The organism is Aurantimonas endophytica, from assembly GCF_014196845.1.
GTDB lineage: Bacteria > Pseudomonadota > Alphaproteobacteria > Rhizobiales > Rhizobiaceae > Aurantimonas > Aurantimonas endophytica.
In genome coordinates this window covers 426,175-439,533 of the sequence record NZ_JACIEM010000004.1, presented here as the reverse complement: position 1 = coordinate 439,533, position 13,359 = coordinate 426,175, and the positions used below count along the sequence as shown (strand labels likewise).

The window sequence follows — 13,359 nt, the reverse complement described above, 5'->3', positions numbered from 1 at the left end:
CGTTCTCGAATTCAGGCACGACGGCTGAAGCAAGCCCGCCGCCCTCACCCCTATCGATCTCCCCCCTTGTGGGGGAGATGCCGGCAGGCAGAGGGGGGTGGCTTGCCACTGACCCGCGGTAACCGGTCCGCCCTATCGGTTGCGATTGAAATAGCAACCTCGGCTGTCGAAGCCGCGGCGTAACGCGGGCCCTTCAGGCTTGGCGCCGTGTCAATCATCCGAGGAAGGACAAGCATTTGAACATCTCGACAAGCATGATGCCCGCCGCCCCGGACGCCGGCAGCGAATGGTGGGAGGTCACGCCCGGGGAGCGCTTCGTCATTCGCACCTCCGCCGCGGAAACGGGCGGCATCTACACGATGCTCGAGATCGTTGCCGACCCTCGCAACGGCGTGCCCCTCCATGTGCACGCCAACGAGGAGGAACACTTCGTCGTTCTGGAAGGCAGCGTCCACCTCACCGCGGGCGATGAGACCCTGGAACTGTCGGCGGGCGATTCCATGACCGTCAGGAGGGGAACGCCGCACGCATGGGCCAATCTGTCCGACGGTATCGTGCGGATGCTGATCATCTTCTCGCCCGGCAATCTCGAGCGGACATTCAGGCTGATCGGCACCCTGAAGGGCGAGGATCTGGCGGCCGTCCTGGCCTCGAACGAAAGTGATGGCTCCACGGTCGTCGGCCCCCCGCCATTCGCGGACGTCTTTTCCGTCGTGTCCCCTCGCCCCAGGCCTTAGGCACCACCGGCGCTATGCGCCTCGGGGCCTGCGAGCTTGTGGGGCCTGTGACGGCCGAAGCGTCCGCGATCCGCTTCGATCTCCCGCCTTGCGGGGGGTCCGAACGACGGGCGAGACCTGCGGTTCGCCCCAGGGCGGTAGCCCCGGTCGGCGCCTCAGGCGCGGTGCGTTTCCGAGCCTGCGCCTCATAACCCCCTCTGCCTGCCGGCATCTCCCCCACAAGGGGGGAGATCGACGCTTTGATGCCTCGCGAGGTCGCAGACGTTACCGCTTCCGTATTTCGTAGCCGGAGCGTCTGCTGAGGCTGTCGGGCTGGACAGGATGCGGGGCGCCGACACCTCGATCTTCACCCTTGTGGGGGGTCCGAAGGACGGGCGAAACCAGCGGCTCGCCCCGGGTCGGCAGGCAGAGGGGGGGTGACGAGCCGCAAACTCGCGCGACATCTCGCCACGCCCACCGCCGAACGCGGGGACGTGTCGCATTTTCAACGGATTGACGCGGGAAAGCCTGAGCGACCGGCCCATCCGGCCCGAGCCAGGAGCTTCCGCCCATGACCTTCGCCCGTCTCGCCCTCGTGGCAGCGTTTACCGCCGGCCTCGCCGGCGCTGCCTCCGCCGAGGCGATCACCGGCGACTGGCTGACCGAAAACGGCGAGCGCGTGACCATCGCGCCGTGCGGCAACGGCTACTGCTCGACGGTCGCCACCGGCACCTATCAGGGCCAGCGCATCGCCCAGGTCTCGGGTGCCGGTCCGGAATATCCGGGCACGATCACCGATCCCAGCGCCGGCAAGACATACAAGGGCTCGATGACAGTCCGCGGCAATGCGCTCGACCTCAAGGGCTGCCTGATGGAAATGTTCTGCAAGACCGTCCAGAGCTGGCGCCGGCCCTGATCCTGCTCTCGCGACTGTGAGAGCCGTGGCGGCAACCTGCGCGCGCGACGCGCATTGTCGTCCCAATCAAACTCGATCAGCAGACAGGATGACGACATGAAGAGGTTCGCGCTCGCCGCGATGGCAATAATGAGTTTCTCCACGGTCTCGCTCGCGGCGGAGCCCATTGTCGGCAAATGGCGGGCGCCCGGCGGCGGCATCGTCGAGGTCAGCGCCTGCGGCAATGCCTTCTGCGCCGAGGTCATCTCCGGCCAGCACGCCGGCAAGTCGGCCGGCCAGATGAGCAGCAACGGCAGCGGCTATGAGGGAACGGTCACCGATCCCCGCGACGACCGCACGTATCAGGGCACGGCGGTGATCGAGGGCAACCAGCTCAAGCTCACCGGCTGCGCTCTCAGCATCTTCTGCAAGACGCAGGTGTGGACCAGAGCCTGACGCGAGGCGTCCGTACGGCATGAAAGGCACCCGGAGGGGATCCTCCCCGGGTGCCTTCGTCGTTCAGGCCCGTGCGCGCTGGCCGAACAGCACGGATTGCGCGTCCTTGTTGGCGGCGAGATTGAGCTTCTCGCGCTCGGCTTTGCCGACTTCCAGCCCCTTGGCGACGGCGGGCCGCGCCATCAGCTCCTCGAACCAGCGCTTGAGGTTCGGGAAATCCTCGATGTCCTGGCCCTGGTCCTTATACGGCTTCACCCAGCCGATCGCCGCCATGTCGGCGATCGAGTACTCTCCGCCGAGATAGCGGTTTTCCTGCAGGCGCTTGTTCATCACGCCGTAGAGCCGGTTCACCTCGTTGGTGTAGCGGTCGATGCCGTAGGCGATCTTCTCGGGCGCATAATTGCGGAAATGATGCGCCTGGCCCGCCATCGGCCCCAATCCGCCGACCTGCCAGAACAGCCACTCCTCGACCGCCACGCGCGCCCGCTCGTCGCTCGGGTAGAACTTGCCGAACTTGCGGCCGAGATATTGCAGGATCGCCCCGGACTCGAAGACGGAGATCGGCCCGCCCGGCCCTTCCGGGTCGATGATCGCCGGCATCCGATTGTTCGGCGCGATCGCGAGGAACTCCGGCTTGAACTGGTCGCCCGCGCCGATATTGACGTAGCGGACCTCGTAGGGGACGCCGAGTTCCTCCAGCATGATGGAAATCTTCCAGCCATTCGGCGTCGGCCAGTAGTAGAGCTGGATCGGTTCGTTCTGCGTCTGCATTCGCTCGGCCCTTTGCCATGATCTCGCGACGATTCCGTCACATCTGTAACAATCAATTAGCGTCGAGCGGGCTTGGACAAGGGCGCCGAAGCGCCGACGCAGCGTTCACCGGGTCGCTAGCGTGGAGGTCTGTTCAGGCTCGGTTCAGTCAGGGCGTGCATTTGTGGCGGAAATGCACTAGGAGTGTGGCTCATGGTGACTCGACTAACCGTCACGACCGTGCTGATCGCCCTCTTCGGGATCGCCTTCAGCACGCTCGCGCAGAACGCGACGATCCGTCCCGGCAGCGCCTTCGCGTCGATTGCCGGGGCAGATTGCAAGTACAGCACCGGCATTGTCTGTCCGATCGAGCGGGAAGTCCCGCCGACACCGTCCCGGGCAAATTTCTAGCCGTCGTCGTCTTCTCCGCGCCATGGCTCGCGGCTAAACAAATGTCATGACGAAGCTTTTCCCCTCCCCGGGCGACCCCGGTTTCGAGACGCCGCCAGTTGCGCCGCGCCATCACTACGATGACGCCGCCGAGGCGGTCGCCGAGCTGAAGCGGCTCTATGCCCGTTCGGTGGCGTTCCTGTCGGACAGTTTCGCCGCGGTTCTGGAGGCGGGCTCGGCGGGAACGCGGTTCCGGGCCTACTATCCCGAGGTGGCCATCGCCACGGCCACCCATGCCCGGATCGACTCCCGCCTCGCCTTCGGGCACCTGCCCCGTCCCGGGCGGTATTCGACGACGGTCACGCGGCCGGATCTCTTCGAGCGCTATCTCACCGAGCAGATTGCCCTCCTGATCCGCAACCACGGCCAGTCGGTGACGATCGGCGACTCCACGACGCCGATCCCGCTGCATTTCGCCTTCCCCGAGGGTTCCTATGTCGACGGGTCGCTCGCCGAACGCCTCGACCGGCCGCTGCGCGACATTTTCGATGTGCCCGACCTCGAGGCGACCGACGATCGGATCGTCAACGGCAATTTCGAGCCGCGCCCCGGCGAGCCGATGCCGCTGGCGCCGTTCACCGCACAGCGCGTCGACTATTCGCTGCACCGCCTCGCCCACTACACGGCGACGCAGCCGGCGCATTTCCAGAACTACGTGCTGTTCACCAATTACGGCTTCTATGTCGACGAGTTCTGCATGCTGGCCCGCGAAATGATGGCGCGCGGCGGCATGGGCTATTCGGGCTTCGTAGAGCCCGGCGACCTGGAGACGCTTCCCGGCGCGCAGCAGCCGCCCGAGGGCGTCGCGCCGCTGCGCCTGCCGCAGATGCCAGCCTATCATCTCAAGCGCGAGGACGGCCACGGCATCACCATGGTGAATATCGGCGTCGGGCCGTCCAACGCGAAGACGATCACCGACCATATCGCGGTGCTGCGCCCGCATGCCTGGATCATGCTCGGCCATTGCGCGGGCCTGCGAAATTCGCAGGAACTCGGCGACTACGTGCTGGCCCACGCCTATGTCCGCGAGGACCACGTGCTGGACGCCGACCTGCCGATCTGGGTGCCGATCCCGGCGCTCGCCGAAGTTCAGGTCGCCCTGGAGAAGGCGGTCGAGGAGGTGACGGGCCTCTCCGGCTACGAGCTGAAGAAGATCATGCGCACCGGCACGGTCGCGACGATCGACAACCGCAACTGGGAGCTGCGCGATCACAAGGAGCCGGTCGAGCGGCTGTCGCAGTCGCGGGCCATCGGCCTCGACATGGAATCGGCCACCATCGCCGCCAACGGCTTCCGCTTCCGGGTGCCCTACGGCACGCTGCTCTGCGTCTCCGACAAGCCGCTGCACGGCGAGCTGAAGCTGCCGGGCATGGCGACGGCGTTCTACAAGCGGCAGGTCTCGCAGCATCTGCGGATCGGCATGCGGGCGCTGGAGCTGATGTCGGAAATGCCGAGCGAGCGGGTGCATTCGCGCAAGCTGCGCTCGTTCTTCGAGACCGCGTTCCAGTAATGGCGGCCGTCACCGAGCAACCGGCGGCGCGAGGCCGTATCCTTCGCACGCTACTTCTTGCCCTCAGCCTCGTCGCAGCGCTGGCGCTGACGGCGGGGTTCTTCGGCGACGTCGTGCCCTTCTTCGACTCGCTGGCACATTTCCGCGCCCATCTGGCCGTGCTGCTGCTGGTCACGGGCATGCTCCTGATGGCCACCCGCGCCATGGCGGCCGGCCTTGCGGCGGGCATGATCGGCGGCCTCGGCCTGATCACGGTCGCGCCTTTCGTATTTCCGGCGTCGGTGCCGGCGCGAGCCGACGAGACCGCGACCTACACGCTGCTGCAGATGAACCTTCGCTGGAACGCCGCCAACCGGGAAGCGGCGCTGCGGCTCGTCGGCCGGGTGCAGCCGGACGTCATCACGCTCGAGGAAGCCGGGGAGGAGTGGCGCCCGCTGCTGGCCGCGCTCGAGGCGCGCTACCCGTATCGCTTCGACTGCGGCGAGCCGAGCTCGTTCGGCAAGCTGGTGCTGCTGTCGCGGCGCGGTTTCGTGCCCGGGGATTCCGGCACCTGCAACGCCTATGACGGCTTTCTGAGCCGCACGATCAGCTTCAACGGCAACCCCGTGACACTCGCGATCCAGCATCTGCGCTGGCCGTGGCCGGGGCGGCAATGGCAGCAGATCGACCGGTTGGGATCGACGGTCCGCGAACTGACGGCACCGACGCTGATCGCCGGCGACTTCAACGCGACGCCCTGGAGCGCCGCGTTGCGCCGCTACGCCGCATCCGCCGGCACGAGCATCGTGCCGCATGTCGGCCCGACCTGGCTGCCGTGGCCGCTGACGCCGTGGCTCGCCCCCTATGCCGGCCTGCCCATCGACAATGTCCTGGTCAGCGAGGGCATCGACATCCTCGGCGTCGAGCGGCAGGACGCCACCGGGTCGGACCATCTGCCGGTGCTGGTGACCTTCGCCGTGCCGCCGGCCGGGACGGTCGAGCCGGCGGTGGACACCGCGGCGCGCTGACCGTCGGCCGTCGAGGCGGCGGCGACCCCCACCATCGATGGCCCCGGTCTCCTATCCCCATCGATCCTTGAGAAAATAGACCGCCGTCTCCTCGTGATTGCGGAACGGGGGACCGTCGGCTTAGTTGAGGTGCGTGGCTGTCTCCGCGATCCGATGCGGGCATTGCGCGACCGCGGCGATCTTGCCGACGATGGAGGATGCCTTGCGCGGGACACAGCCTGGCGACGCCCCGCAGCCGGCAGCGGTGGATCCGTCGAATATCGTCAGGGTCGCGGCCTGGCTGGTCGTCGCCGCCATCATCGTCGCCGCGCTCTATCTCGGGCAGAACGTCCTCACGCCGCTGGCCATCGCCTTCCTGATCGGCTTCGCGCTGAAGCCGCTGGTGACCTGGCTGACGCGGCGCGGCCTGCCGCGGGCGCTGTCGGTGATCGCCGTCATCCTCACCCTCGCCATGCTTCTCACGGCCTTCGGCTTCCTCGTCGCGTCGCAGCTGGGGACGCTGAGCGCGCAGCTGCCGGCCTACCAGACCACCATCCGCGAGAAGATCCGCGACGTCGGCGAGAGCATCCGCGCGCCCGGCATGTTCGACGGGGTCATGCGCACCGTCGACTCGGTGCAGGAGGAAGTCGGGACGGACGAGACCGAGATCGTCCCGCCGTTGCGCGTGCAGATGGTCGGGTCCGAGCGCCAGCCCCTCGAGACCGCGCTCGAATGGCTCACCCCGGCGCTGGAGCCGCTGGCGACCGCCGGCATCGTCATCGTCTTCCTGTTCCTCGTCCTGCTCGATCGCGGCGACATGCGCGACCGCCTGATCCGGCTGCTCGGCGGCAATCTGCACCAGTCCACCGACGCGCTGGAGGACGCCGCCAAGCGCATCTCCAAATACCTGCTGATGCAGGTCATCGTGAACGTCTCCTACGGCGTGCCGATGGCGCTCGGGCTGTGGTTCATCGGCGTGCCGGGCTGGCTGCTCTGGGGCGCGCTCGCGGCGGTGCTGCGGTTCATCCCCTATCTCGGTCCGCTGCTGTCCTCGGTGTTCCCGCTGGCGCTGGCCTTCGCCGTCGGCGACGGCTGGGAGATGGTGGTCTGGACCCTCGCGCTGATCCTGTTCCTCGAGCTGATCAGCAACAACGTCGTCGAGCCGATGCTCTACGGCACCAGCACCGGACTGTCGGCGATGTCGCTGATCGCCGCCGCCACCTTCTGGACCGCGCTCTGGGGGCCGATCGGGCTCATCCTGTCCACCCCGCTGACGGTCTGCCTGCTGGTGCTCGGGCGCGGCAACCCGCAGCTCGGCTTCCTCGACACGCTGCTCGGCTCGACCCCGGTCCTCGACGTGCCGACGCGGATCTACCAGCGGCTGATCGCCGACAAGCCGGAGGATGCGATCGAGATCGTCGACGACACGATCGCGGACGACGACGTCGTCGAATTCTACAACGACCACGGCATCGAGGTGCTTCGCAAGGTCAGCGAGGACTATCTGAGCAATGCAAGGCCGGAGCACCGCCAGCGTGTGTTCAACGGCATGGATGCGCTGCTCGACGATCTGAAGGAGGAATATCCCCCGGCGGTCGACCCGGCGCTGGCGCCGCGGATCGCCTGCATCGGCGGGCGGTGGGAGATCGACAGCCTGGCCTGCGAGATGCTCGTCCATGCGCTCGGGCTGGCGGGCCTGCCCGCCGTGGAGCGCCGCGAGGGAGTGGTGAGCACCCGCTACGTCAACGATCTCGACCTCGACGGGATCGACCTCGTCTGCATCAGCTTCTTCAGCCGTGAGCCCGCCACCGCGATCAAGGCCTTCTGCCGCCGGCTGCGCAATCGCTGGCCCGGCAGGCGGATCGTCGTCGCCCTGTGGAACGCGCCGCCGGCGATCCTGGAGCCCGGCGCAATCGCGGCGCTCGGCGCCGACGAGGTGGTGACGACGGTGCAGGAGGCGGTGCTGCGCATCCAGCGGATGGTCGCGCCGGAAACGTCTCTCGAGCGCCGGGTCGCCGACATCCCGGAGAACGACGCGGCGCGGGTCGAGGCCCTGCTCGCGACCCACATTCTCGACGACCATGCCCGCGAGGAGCTCGACGCCTTGAGCAAGCGGGCCGCTGCCGTCTTCGACGTGAAGTTCGCGGTAATCTCGGTCATCAGCGCCACCGAGGAGCACGTCGTCGGCCAGAGCGTCGACCTGCCCGGCACGCGGGACGGGACGATCCCGCGCGACCAGGCCCTCTCCGGCTACGCGGTGGCCGAGGACGAGCTGCTCGTCGTCGGCGACACCAAGCGCGACCCGCGCTTCGCCGACCACCCGCAGCTGCGGCTGTGGGGCACGAGCTTCTTTGCCGCCGCGCCGCTGAAGACGGCGGACGGCCTGGTGCTCGGCGCGCTCAGCCTGCTCGACATGAGCCCCCGCAAGATGTCGGAGGAGGAACTGACCCTCCTGGAGTCGATGGCGGCGGACGTCGTTGCGGCCATCACCGGCGAGGACGCCATCGAGCCGCCGCCCCGCGAGCCGGAAAAACCCTCGACAGCCGTCGCCCAGCCGGTCCCGGACTGATCGGCTGAGACCGACGGAGACGCAGCGGCGCCTGCGCACATCACCGCCGACAGATCATGCGCGCCTCAACCCTCCCCGGTTGGCAGACCCGCGGCGCCATGCTTCATTGACGAGGGCGCGCGAGGCGCCGGAACGGACGAGACGATGGGCACTTCGAACCTGCTGGCATTCGCCCTGGCGACGTTCTTCCTGGTCTCCTCCCCCGGCCCCAACGGCGCGTTGATCGCCAGGACCGTCCCGACTTCCGGCGTTCCCGCCGCCTTCGCCAACGTCGCCGGCTTCTTCACGGCGTTCTGGGTCCACGGCACGCTGTCGGTTCTCGGCCTGTCGGTCATCATCATGCAGTCGGCGACGGCCTTCGCGATCGTGAAATATGTCGGTGCCGCCTATCTGTGCTGGATCGGGCTCAAGTCCCTCTACGAATCATTCGTGCAGAAGCGGACCCGGCCCGACGCGCCGCTCGCGCGCCGTGCCCGCTCGCTCCGCGGCGCCTATCTCGACGGGCTTTTGACCAACGGGCTCAACCCCAAGGTCTCGATGTTCTACCTGGCGGTGTTCCCGCAGTTCATCCCGGTGGGCGACCACCCGGTCGCCTCGGCCTACACGCTGGTGGCGATCCACTCGCTCATCAACGTCGCCTGGTTCACCCTGGTGATCCTCCTCTTCGCCCGCCTCGCCACCTTCACCCGCTCCGGCGGCTTCCAGCGCTGCATCAAGGGCGCGACGGGCGTGGTGTTCCTCGGCTTCGGGTATAATCTGGCTCGGTTCAGGCCGGTCGGGTGAAGGGGGACGGTTGCGGATGGCAGCGAACCACCCGTCGGCCGCGCGGTCGGGCGACACATTGGTCCGGTGACGATCCGCTGTCGCCGCCGACGACCCATCCGCCTTTCCAGAAAGCTGCGGTTTTCCGAGGCTGGACAATGCCTGTGGAAGCGCCCGTTCGGATGGCATTAGCCGTGAGTTGAACCCAAGCTTCTGCCTTCCTTTCAGGAGATTGCAACGCAGCGGCTGCGTCGGCGCAGCCTAGGGGTCGCCCGCGAGAATCTCCCCGTCCGGCGTCATCCCAGGTCATCGGCGACCATGGTCATCTTCGTAGGTCGAAGCCCGCCTTGGCGAATGTGTCGTCTTCTGGCGTCGCCTGGAAGCCGAGAGCCCTTTGTCTGCTTCAGCTCAGTAGATTAATAGAACTTCTCATAAACACCCTCCTCCCGGAGATTTTATCGGTCCGTCGAATGTAGTATAAATAGGCGATTATCGTCATCATCACTGATGCGCTCACTGAGGGAGGCTACGGTGGAACAGGTTGATGAAAACAAACTCCACGCATTTGTTGGGAAGATGCTCGGCGATCTGGGGGGCGCCTACAGCGTGCCGACCGTTCGCATCGGGTTCCGGCTCGAGTTGTTCGACGCCCTCAAGGACGGCGGGCCGATGACCTCGGACGAACTGGCCGAACGCGCGGGCGGACTGGCGCCGAGATACATTCGGGAGTGGGCGCTTGCCCAGGCCGCCGGCGGCTACATCGACTACGATCCAGAAACCGAACAGTTCAGCCTGTCACCGGAGCAGGCGATGGTTTTCGCGGAGCGTGACAGTCCCTTCTACCTTGCGGGTGCGTTCGACCTGGCCGCCGCCATGATCGAGGGAGAGCCAAAGGTCGAGAACTCCATGAAGACAGGAACGGGCGTGCGCTGGGGCGACACGGCCGAGTGTCTTTTCTGCGCGACCGGCGCTTTCTTCCGGCCCGGCTACGCCAACAACATCGTCCAGAACTGGATCCCGTCACTCGACGGCGTCGCAGCCAAGCTCGAGGATGGGGCCAGGGTCGCCGATATCGGCTGCGGTGTCGGGTTCTCGACGCTCCTGATGGCGGAAGCCTTTCCAAAGAGCGAGTTCGTGGGTTTCGATTTTCACGAGCCGTCGATCGAGCAGGCCCGGCGGCACGCGAGGGATCACGGCCTCGACGACCGGGTGCGGTTCGAGGTGTCGACCGCCAAGGAGATCGAGGAGGATGGCTTCGACCTCATCACGTTCTACGACTGCCTGCACGACATGGGCGACCCGCGCGGATGCGCGCGTCACGTAAGGGAAATACTGCGCGAGGACGGCACCTGGATGATCGTGGAACCGATCGCCGGGGATCGACCGAGCGACAACATGAACCCTATCGGGCGGCTCTACTACAACGCCTCCACCATGCTCTGCGTGCCGACGTCGCTCGACCAGGAAGTGGGCGAGGGCCTGGGGGCGCAGGCGGGCGAGGCCGTGCTCAGCGACGTCGTCAGATCCGGAGGCTTCTCGCAGGTCCGGCGCGCGGCTACCGGTCCGTTCAACATGGTGCTGGAGGCGAGGGCCTGACAGCGCAAGCTATGCGGATATCGGCGATTTCACAGGTGCTATGGGGATCCCACGCCGAGGGCGACGGCAGGCGAATGATCTATGGCGGCCTTTGACGTCGTCGGTTGGCAGGCTGGAATATGGCCGCGCCGACGACCGAACAAGGAAGCTGGCCCTGGCCGAACTCATCACCTGCCTATGGTTCGACCCCGGCGAAGCGGAGAAAGCCGCAACGTTTTTTGGGTCAATCTTTCCCGACCGTCAGGTCGAGCGGGTCGATGCGGCTGCTTCCGACTACCCGGCGGCAAGGAGGGCGACGATCTGACCGTCGAGTTCACCGTGCTCGGCCGCAAGTTCGTGGGCCTCGACGGTGGCCTGACCTGCACGCCGAACGAAGCTGTCTCCTTCATGGTCATTACGAAAGACCAGGAGGAGACCGACCGTTCCTGGGATGCGATCGTTCGCAATGGCGGGCAGGAAAGCGCCTGCGGCTGGTGCAAGGACCGTTGGGGTCATTCATGGCAGGTCACCCCGAGGCTGCTGCTCGAGCTGACGACGAGTTCCGACCGCGACAAGGCGAGACGCGCCTTCGGGGCGATGATGACGATGGGCAAAATCGACATCGCGACCATCGACGCCGCAGCGAGAGTTTGATGACCCGGAAGAGCGACAACCAGCAACCGGCGTTCGTCCTCCTGGTTTCGGCTTGAGTCAGGCAAGACCTATGCAGCTAGGCTGGACGTCCGCCCCTGCGGCGATACCGCCGGAACCGGACCGACCGCGATCCACCCGATTACGCCGTTGACCCACGGGCAACCGATACGATCCTGCGCAAGGCAGTCTGGGACGCCATCAAGGCGTACGAGCAAGTCGTTAGTCCTGCCGGGAAGCTCCGTGGGCTGCCGCTCGAAAATTCCGACCGGTCGGTCGGCCGGAAGGCCGCCTACCGCAGATGGCGGCGCCCCGATGAATCACCGCTGGGGCGGGGCGTCGGCTGCGTCCTGCGCAATTGCACTCTGCACGATCAATTGAACCTCGTGCATGGCGCCTGACAAAGTCTCGCGCAAAGTCGTTCGCGACCCGGAACTGAGCCAGAATTTTAACGCGGTGTGCGCCGTCGCCAGAACAAGCGCTGCGGTCAGGCCTGGCATGATATCCGAGGTCACGGTGCTGCCGCTTCGCTCGGCGATTGCTTCGGCCAACTTCGCCTGCACGGTCAGGTCCGCCTTGTATTCTTCGGCGGCGAGGGCCGGTTCGTTCCGGAGGAGCCGCATGCGCTCGATCGAATTGCGGTCGGGCTCATCGGGATAGAGGGCGAGAAGCGCTTCCGTCAGCGAGGACCACAATTCTTCCTTGGCCGGTCGGGCCTTGAAGGCGGCGACAAAGGTATCCGCCCGGTTATGGGCAATGTCGACGATAGCAGCAGCCTTGGTCGGAAAGTAATTTCTGAAGGTCCGCAGCGAGACATTGGCCTCTTGCGCAATCTCCTCCACCGTCACCTGGTCGATACCGCGCTCCAGTGCCAGACGCAGGGCGACCGCGCTCAGTGTCGCGCGCGTCGCCTGCTTCTTGCGTTCTCGCAAGCCGAGAGCTTCGGCGGCCTGGGAAGGCAAAGTCGACATCTGGCCTATTAGTCCAATTGCTTGAGTATCGAGAGCTTCGGCGGCCCCTTGAGCGTCCGCGTGGCATGCTCGAGCCCGCCTTCCTGGCCATCGGCCTCGCTCATATGCTCCTGGAAGGCTGCTTCGTCTTCCCATTCCTGCATGCTGTGAAACACGCCTGGCCGCTGTGTGTCCTCGAACACGACAGCGCTGAGCATGCCGGGCTTCGGGTATGTCTTGATGGTGGTGTGGAACATTTCCCGGGTCTCGTCGATGCGCTCGGGGGCAGCTTCAATCTCGATCCACACGAACACTTTGGGCGTGGCGGGTTGCGATTCCGCGAACACACTCGGCGTCGCCATCAGCGATACCGCGAGAGCGGCCGAGGCGATGAGTTTTCGACAATTCCAGTTCATTATTCGGGTACTCCATGGCTCAGGCAGGGAGGAGCCCCGCCGGCAAGTGATACCGATACGGAAAAATGCATGAAAGGCAATATTGCCTAATAGGCAATATTTTGCTCTCGCGGCGCCACCTCGCCAGCCGCGCGATCGGCATATAACCAAGACCTCTCTATGCGCTGTCAGCGCTACCGACCCGGCCGAAGCTGCCAGTCATCAAACCACCCACAGCCGCGAATGCCGGGTCTGGTCCAAGTCTTGGCCTCTAGATCGGCGCCACCGACGCCTGTATCTCCTCCAGCGCTGCCGTCCGCTGGGCGATCACGAAGGCCCGGCAGGTCGGATAGGAGAGGTACCGGCCGACCTGGCCGTATTCGACCGCGTCGAGGTAGAACAGGCAGCTCGCGTCGCGATAGGCGAGCCAGGCGCGCTGCTCTTCCCGCAGCTTCGCATGGCTGTCCTCCGGGAGTTCCGCCAGCAGTGCCTGCCAGGCCTCGTTGAGGCGGGCGTCCTCGCGGTCGATCCAGGCGGCGCCGCAGGCCCCCATGTCCGGCATGACGGCACCGGCTTCGCTGACGCAGGCATCGTATTCGTCGTCGGCGCGGGCCGGCAGCGAAAGCAGCAGCAGCAGGAAACTGAGCGGCAGAAACAGTCGCATGGTGGTCTCCCCTTTGCGTCCCTGAGGCAT

General features: G+C 66.2%; 13 protein-coding genes and 1 pseudogene. 10 read left to right on the top strand and 4 right to left on the bottom strand.

Annotation, left to right across the window (positions count from 1 at the left end; translation table 11 throughout):
* Positions 1 to 236 precede the first annotated feature (236 nt).
* From GGR03_RS16540 to GGR03_RS16530, 3 genes are all read left to right on the top strand, one after another.
* On the top strand, positions 237 to 737 hold the full coding sequence (locus tag GGR03_RS16540; protein WP_183209851.1) for a cupin domain-containing protein: 501 nt from the start codon (positions 237 to 239) through the stop codon (positions 735 to 737).
* Positions 738 to 1,287: 550 nt separating this feature from the next.
* The gene (locus tag GGR03_RS16535) at positions 1,288 to 1,632 is read left to right on the top strand and encodes a DUF2147 domain-containing protein (protein WP_183209850.1); all 345 of its coding nucleotides are present in this window, start codon (positions 1,288 to 1,290) and stop codon (positions 1,630 to 1,632) included.
* A gap of 96 nt (positions 1,633 to 1,728) precedes the next feature.
* Positions 1,729 to 2,067, top strand: a complete 339-nt coding sequence (locus GGR03_RS16530) for a DUF2147 domain-containing protein (protein ID WP_183209849.1) — start codon at positions 1,729 to 1,731, stop codon at positions 2,065 to 2,067.
* A 63-nt stretch (positions 2,068 to 2,130) separates the two neighbouring features.
* Here GGR03_RS16530 and GGR03_RS16525 read toward each other — a convergent pair whose 3' ends face one another.
* On the bottom strand, positions 2,131 to 2,838 hold the full coding sequence (locus GGR03_RS16525; protein ID WP_183209848.1) for a glutathione S-transferase N-terminal domain-containing protein: 708 nt from the start codon (positions 2,836 to 2,838) through the stop codon (positions 2,131 to 2,133).
* 192 nt (positions 2,839 to 3,030) lie between these two features.
* On the opposite strand from GGR03_RS16525, the gene GGR03_RS16520 reads away from it, so the two are divergent.
* The 7 genes and pseudogenes from GGR03_RS16520 (at position 3,031) to GGR03_RS24915 (ending at position 11,323) form a co-directional block, all read left to right on the top strand.
* Positions 3,031 to 3,228 carry a hypothetical protein gene (locus tag GGR03_RS16520; RefSeq protein ID WP_183209847.1) on the top strand — a complete coding sequence of 66 codons (198 nt, stop codon included), beginning with the start codon at positions 3,031 to 3,033 and terminating at the stop codon, positions 3,226 to 3,228.
* A gap of 46 nt (positions 3,229 to 3,274) precedes the next feature.
* A complete protein-coding gene (locus GGR03_RS16515) occupies positions 3,275 to 4,777 on the top strand; it encodes an AMP nucleosidase (RefSeq protein WP_183209846.1) in 1,503 nt (500 codons plus the stop codon).
* Positions 4,777 to 5,784, top strand: a complete 1,008-nt coding sequence (locus GGR03_RS16510) for an endonuclease/exonuclease/phosphatase family protein (RefSeq protein ID WP_183209845.1) — start codon at positions 4,777 to 4,779, stop codon at positions 5,782 to 5,784. Before GGR03_RS16515 ends, GGR03_RS16510 begins: the two co-directional genes overlap by 1 nt.
* A gap of 202 nt (positions 5,785 to 5,986) precedes the next feature.
* A complete protein-coding gene (locus GGR03_RS16505; protein ID WP_246368101.1) occupies positions 5,987 to 8,332 on the top strand; it encodes an AI-2E family transporter in 2,346 nt (781 codons plus the stop codon).
* A 144-nt stretch (positions 8,333 to 8,476) separates the two neighbouring features.
* Positions 8,477 to 9,115 (top strand): LysE family translocator, encoded by a 639-nt coding sequence (locus GGR03_RS16500; RefSeq protein ID WP_183209843.1) that lies wholly within the window; start codon positions 8,477 to 8,479, stop codon positions 9,113 to 9,115.
* A gap of 510 nt (positions 9,116 to 9,625) precedes the next feature.
* Positions 9,626 to 10,690, top strand: a complete 1,065-nt coding sequence (locus tag GGR03_RS16495) for a methyltransferase domain-containing protein (RefSeq protein ID WP_183209842.1) — start codon at positions 9,626 to 9,628, stop codon at positions 10,688 to 10,690.
* Positions 10,691 to 10,730: 40 nt separating this feature from the next.
* Positions 10,731 to 11,323 (top strand): annotated as a pseudogene (locus GGR03_RS24915) (VOC family protein).
* 317 nt (positions 11,324 to 11,640) lie between these two features.
* On the opposite strand, the gene GGR03_RS16485 reads toward GGR03_RS24915, so the two are convergent.
* The 3 genes from GGR03_RS16485 to GGR03_RS16475 all read right to left on the bottom strand — a co-directional run bounded on the left by GGR03_RS16485 (position 11,641) and on the right by GGR03_RS16475 (position 13,329).
* A complete protein-coding gene (locus GGR03_RS16485) occupies positions 11,641 to 12,291 on the bottom strand; it encodes an acyl-CoA-like ligand-binding transcription factor (RefSeq protein WP_183209841.1) in 651 nt (216 codons plus the stop codon).
* A gap of 8 nt (positions 12,292 to 12,299) precedes the next feature.
* The gene (locus GGR03_RS16480; RefSeq protein WP_183209840.1) at positions 12,300 to 12,686 is read right to left on the bottom strand and encodes a putative quinol monooxygenase; all 387 of its coding nucleotides are present in this window, start codon (positions 12,684 to 12,686) and stop codon (positions 12,300 to 12,302) included.
* A 250-nt stretch (positions 12,687 to 12,936) separates the two neighbouring features.
* Positions 12,937 to 13,329: a lysozyme inhibitor LprI family protein gene (locus GGR03_RS16475; RefSeq protein ID WP_183209839.1), complete on the bottom strand. Its 393-nt coding sequence runs from the start codon at positions 13,327 to 13,329 to the stop codon at positions 12,937 to 12,939.
* Positions 13,330 to 13,359: the final 30 nt, after the last annotated feature.

Bases quoted from the DNA above. Each gene is read 5' to 3' on its own strand.
- GGR03_RS16525 (WP_183209848.1), bottom strand. From the start codon at position 2,838: ATGCAGACGCAGAACGAACCGATCCAGCTCTACTACTGGCCGACGCCG.
- GGR03_RS16480 (WP_183209840.1), bottom strand. From the start codon at position 12,686: ATGAACTGGAATTGTCGAAAACTCATCGCCTCGGCCGCTCTCGCGGTA.
- GGR03_RS16530 (WP_183209849.1), top strand. From the start codon at position 1,729: ATGAAGAGGTTCGCGCTCGCCGCGATGGCAATAATGAGTTTCTCCACG.
- GGR03_RS16510 (WP_183209845.1), top strand. From the start codon at position 4,777: ATGGCGGCCGTCACCGAGCAACCGGCGGCGCGAGGCCGTATCCTTCGC.
- GGR03_RS16520 (WP_183209847.1), top strand. From the start codon at position 3,031: ATGGTGACTCGACTAACCGTCACGACCGTGCTGATCGCCCTCTTCGGG.
- GGR03_RS16515 (WP_183209846.1), top strand. From the start codon at position 3,275: ATGACGAAGCTTTTCCCCTCCCCGGGCGACCCCGGTTTCGAGACGCCG.
- GGR03_RS16500 (WP_183209843.1), top strand. From the start codon at position 8,477: ATGGGCACTTCGAACCTGCTGGCATTCGCCCTGGCGACGTTCTTCCTG.
- GGR03_RS16535 (WP_183209850.1), top strand. From the start codon at position 1,288: ATGACCTTCGCCCGTCTCGCCCTCGTGGCAGCGTTTACCGCCGGCCTC.
- GGR03_RS16485 (WP_183209841.1), bottom strand. From the start codon at position 12,291: ATGTCGACTTTGCCTTCCCAGGCCGCCGAAGCTCTCGGCTTGCGAGAA.
- GGR03_RS16475 (WP_183209839.1), bottom strand. From the start codon at position 13,329: ATGCGACTGTTTCTGCCGCTCAGTTTCCTGCTGCTGCTGCTTTCGCTG.